This is a genomic window from Streptomyces sp. NPDC059456, assembly GCF_042750055.1.
Lineage (GTDB): Bacteria > Actinomycetota > Actinomycetes > Streptomycetales > Streptomycetaceae > Streptomyces.
This window is the reverse complement of record NZ_JBHYVA010000648.1, coordinates 1-4,830: the sequence shown is the minus strand read 5'-3', so window position 1 is coordinate 4,830 and position 4,830 is coordinate 1. Positions and strand designations below refer to the sequence as shown.

Below are 4,830 nucleotides of genomic sequence, written 5' to 3'. Positions count from 1 at the left end.
CCCCGCGCCGCGGGGGGTATCGCGGCCGGGGGGCGCCCCCGGGGGGGGGGGGCGCCCGCCCCCGCCACGATCGGGGACCGGGTGGGGGACGGCCCCTTGGTGGCGCTCACCGGAGCCGCGCGCAGGGTCGTCCGGCCCGACCTGGTTCCGCAGTGGCTGCCGCAGGTCCCCGGAGCCGCCGCCCGCACGCTGCCCCCGACGGGGCGGGTGGGCGCGGTGGCCGTGTACTACCCGGCGTGCGTGAACCGGATCTTCGGCGGCCCCGCCGGGCGGCCCGGCCCCTCCCTGCCCGAGGCGGTGGTGGCGGTCTCGGAGCGGGCCGGGAAGCCGGTGTGGATCCCAGGCGACGTCGGGGGCACCTGCTGCGCGACGATCTGGCACTCCAAGGGCTACGACGCCGGGAACCGGGTGATGGCCAACCGGATCGTGGAGGCCGCCTGGGGCTGGACGGCCGGCGGGCGGCTGCCGCTGGTGGTCGACGCCTCCTCGTGCACGCTGGGCCTCGCGCGCGAGGTGGTCCCGTACCTCACGGACGACAACCGGGCGCTGCACGCGGAGCTGAAGGTCGTCGACTCGGTCGTGTGGGCTGCGGACGAGCTGCTGCCCCACTTGGAGGTCCGGCGCACGGTGGGCTCGGCAGTGCTGCATCCGACGTGCTCCATGCACCACTTGGGCGACGTGGCGCAGCTGCGGGCGGTGGCCGCGGCCTGCGCGACGGAGGTGGTGGTTCCGGACGATGCGGGCTGCTGTGCCTTCGCGGGCGACCGGGGCATGCTGCATCCGGAGCTGACGGCCTCGGCGACGGAGCGCGAGGCGGCGGAGGTGACCTCGCGCGCCTTCGACGCGCACCTGTCGGCGAACCGGATGTGCGAGGTGGGCATGGACCGGGCCACCGGCCGCAGTTACCGATCCGCGCTGCTGGAACTGGAGTGGGCGACCCGGCCTTGACGCGGCGGTCCACGGCCGGACGCACCGCACACCCCGCAGCGCAGGGCCTTGGCCAACGCAAAATCGATTGCCCGGGGCCGGTCCGGAAGGCGAACCTTGCACGGTTTGGACCACTCGACCAGTCATGGGGCGTCATGCAGATCAGCGATCTTCCGTATCCGGATCCCGGGGTACCCGACGCCCGCTCCGGCCCGCGCTTCCTGGTGTGGCTGGGGCGTGGCCAGATCGGCGGTCAGATCAAGAGCCTGTGCTGGGGACTGGTGCACTTCTGCGGCGTCGCCGGGCTGCCGTACGCGGTGGGCATGGGCGTCGACGCGGTCGTCCGGCGCGACGGCACCCGGCTGCTCCTCGTCGGCGCGCTGCTGGTGCTGATCGGCGTCGCCGTCTCGGCCGGCGACGCGATGCTCCACCGCACGGCCGTGACGAACTGGATCACCGCCGCCGCCCGGGTGCAGCAGCTGCTCGCCCGCAAGACCGCCGAGCTGGGATCCGCCCTGACCCGGCGGGTCGCGGCGGGCGAGGTGGTCGCGGTCTCCACCGGTGACGTGGAGAAGATCGGCTGGTTCGTCGAGGCGGTCTCCCGCTTCCTGGCCGCCGCCTGCTCCGTCGTGGTCATCTGCGTCGGCCTGCTGTTCTACGCGCCGTCGATCGGTGTGGTCGTCGCGATCGGCGTTCCCGTGCTCGCCCTGTCCGTCCTGCCGCTGCTGCCGCGCGCCACCCAACGCGCCGACGTCCAGCGCGAGAAGGCCGGCAAGGCCACCGAACTCGCCTCGGACACGGTGGCCGGCCTGCGGGTGCTGCGCGGCATCGGCGGCGAGGAGCTGTTCCTGGGCCGCTACCGCGAGGCCTCCCAGGAGGTCCGCAAGGCGGCCGTGCGCAGCGCCCGGATGTGGGCGCTGATCGCCGCGATCCAGGTGCTGCTCCCGGGCGCCCTGCTGATCACCGTGGTCTGGTACGGCTCCGTGCTCGTGCTGGACGGCCGGCTGGAGGTCGGTGAACTCGTCGCCGCCTTCAGCGCGGTGGCCACGATGCTCTACCCGCTGCGGCACTTCGAGGAGATCGCGATGGCGTACTCCTTCTCCAGGCCTTCCGCCCAGCGGGCCGCCCGGGTGCTGTCGCTGGCGCGTACGGACGCTCCAGGGCCGGCGGAGTCGGCCGCCGCGGCGGCGCAGCCCCCGGCGCCGGGCGGCGACCTGTACGACCCCGTGACCGGACTGCTGGCCCCGGCCGGCCGGTTCACCGCCGTGGTGTGCGGGGATCCGGACCTGGCGGGCCGGCTCGCCGAACGCCTCGGCGGCCACCCGGCGGACGACGGCCCGGCCGCCGACCGGGTGTCGGTGCTGCTGGGCGGCGTCGCACTGGACGAGCTCGCGCTGGACACCGCGCGCACGCTGGTCCTCGTACAGGACAAGGACCCGGTGCTGCTGTCCGGGACCCTGCGCGACCTGTTCGCCGTACCGTCCTCCGGGGCGGTCGAGGCCGGGGCGGCGCTGGCCGCCGCCCAGTGCGGGGACGTCCTGGACGCGCTGCTGCAGTCGGCGCCGGACGGTGTGGAGGACCCGATGGACGCGCGGATCACCGAGCGCGGCCGGTCCCTGTCCGGCGGGCAGCGCCAGCGGCTCTCGCTGGCCCGGTCCCTGGCCACCGACCCGGAAGTGCTGGTGCTGGACGAGCCGACCTCGGCGGTCGACTCGCACACCGAGGCGCGGATCGCGGAGGGGATCACGGCCCTGCGGGCCGGGCGCACGACGGTGGTGCTGGCCTCGTCGCCGCTGCTCCTGGACCGTGCCGACCGGGTGGTCCTCATCCACGACGGTGCGGTCGCCGCGACCGGTACGCACCGCGAACTGCTGCACGGCGAACCGCTCTACCGGGCCGTCGTCACCCGCGAGACCGAAGAGGAGCAGCGGGTGGCACGGATGGAACCGACCCGGCTGGAAGAAGCCCGGCTGGAAAAGGCACTCACAGAGATCGAGGAATCGGCATGATCGGCGTGGCGCCGCCGCACTACGATCCGGCGGCCCCCGAGTCGGCCGCCACCCTGCCCGTGGGCTCGACGCAGACCGTACGGGGCTATGTGCGCGGCCTGTTCCGGCGGCATCGGCGGGCCTTCCTGGTGCTGGTGGCCGTCAACGCGGTGGCGGTGATCGCCTCCATGGTCGGCCCGTACCTGCTCGGCCGGGTGGTCGACCGGCTGGCGGAAGGCGCGCGCGAGCTCCATCTGGGGCGCGTGGCCCTGCTGTTCGCGCTGGCCCTCCTGGTCCAGACGTCCTTCGTCCGGCTGGTCCGGCTGCGCGGGGCGATGCTCGGCGAGGAGATGCTCGCCGATCTGCGCGAGGACTTCCTGGTGCGCTCCGTGGGCCTGCCGCCGGGCGTGCTGGAGCGGGCCGGTACCGGTGACCTGCTGTCGCGGATCACCACCGACATCGACCGGCTGGCCAACGCGATGCGCGAGGCCGTGCCGCAGCTGGCCATCGGCGTGGTCTGGGTCGGGCTGCTCTTCGGGGCGCTCACGGTGACCGCGCCGCAGCTGGCCCTGGCCGCGCTGGTGGCACTGCCGGTGCTGGTGATCGGCTGCCGCTGGTACTTCAGGCGGGCGCCGTCGGCGTACCGCTCGGAGGCGGCCGGGTACGCGGCGGTCGCGGCCGCGCTCACCGAGACCGTGGACGCGGGCCGTACCGTCGAGGCGCACCGCCTCGGGCCGGCCCGGATCGCCCTGTCCGAGCGGCGGATCAAGGAATGGACGGCCTGGGAGCGGTACACGCTGTTCCTGCGGACCGTCCTCTTCCCCGTCGTCAACGTCACCTACGTGACGATCCTCGGCTCCGTTCTGATGATCGGCGGCTACTGCGTGCTCCGGGGCTGGATGTCGGTGGGACAGCTGACCACGGGTGCGCTGCTGGCACAGATGATGGTCGATCCGATCGGCCTGATCCTGCGCTGGTACGACGAGCTGCAGGTCGCCCAGGTGTCCCTGGCCCGCCTGGTGGGCGTACGGGAGATCGAGCCGGACGCCGGTGACGCGGGCGTGGCCCCGGCGGGGCGGGACGTCCGGGCCGACGGGGTCCGCTTCGGCTACCGGGAGGGCGTGGACGTACTGCACCAGGTGTCGATGACCGTGCCGCCGGGCACCCGGATGGCGCTCGTCGGCCCTTCCGGGGCGGGCAAGTCCACGCTGGGCCGGCTGCTGGCGGGCATCTACGCGCCGCGGACCGGCGAGGTGACCCTCGGCGGGGCCGAGCTGTCGCGGATGACGGCGGAGCGGGTGCGCGAGCAGGTGGCGCTGGTCAACCAGGAACACCACGTGTTCGTGGGCTCGCTGCGGGACAACCTGCGGCTGGCGCGCACGGGTGCGCAGGACGCGGAGCTGTGGGCGGCGCTGGGCGCGGTGGACGCGGACGGCTGGGCCCGGGCCCTGGAGGGCGGTCTGGACACCGAGGTGGGCTCGGGCGGTACGGCGCTGACCCCGGCGCAGGCACAGCAGACCGCGCTGGCCCGGCTGGTGCTGGCGGACCCGCACACGCTGGTGCTGGACGAGGCCACGTCGCTGCTGGATCCGCGGGCCGCACGGCATCTGGAGCGCTCGCTGGCCCGGGTGCTGGACGGCCGCACGGTCATCGCGATCGCCCACCGGCTGCACACCGCGCACGACGCCGATGTGATCGCGGTGGTGGAGGGCGGCCGGATCAGCGAACTGGGCTCGCACGACGAGCTGGTCGCGGCGGACGGCGCGTACGCGGCGCTGTGGCGCTCCTGGCACGGCTGACCCGCCCGCCCCGGCCGTCGTACGAGGCCCCCGGCCCCCCCCGCCCCCCCGGGGTCCCCGGGCGGCCCCCGGCGCGTGAAAACCAAAAAGCGCCCCCCACACCCCAAGCGACGCTC

General features: G+C 74.6%; 3 protein-coding genes. All 3 read left to right on the top strand.

Features of this window, described 5'->3' with window-relative positions; translation table 11 throughout:
- Positions 1 to 948 (top strand): (Fe-S)-binding protein (locus ACFXA3_RS35530; protein ID WP_385194021.1); only part of this gene is annotated, 948 nt, incomplete at its 5' end.
- A 134-nt stretch (positions 949 to 1,082) separates the two neighbouring features.
- Positions 1,083 to 2,936 carry an ABC transporter transmembrane domain-containing protein gene (locus tag ACFXA3_RS35525; protein ID WP_385194018.1) on the top strand — a complete coding sequence of 618 codons (1,854 nt, stop codon included), beginning with the start codon at positions 1,083 to 1,085 and terminating at the stop codon, positions 2,934 to 2,936.
- Positions 2,933 to 4,714, top strand: a complete 1,782-nt coding sequence (locus ACFXA3_RS35520; protein WP_385194015.1) for an ABC transporter ATP-binding protein — start codon at positions 2,933 to 2,935, stop codon at positions 4,712 to 4,714. Before ACFXA3_RS35525 ends, ACFXA3_RS35520 begins: the two co-directional genes overlap by 4 nt.
- Positions 4,715 to 4,830: the final 116 nt, after the last annotated feature.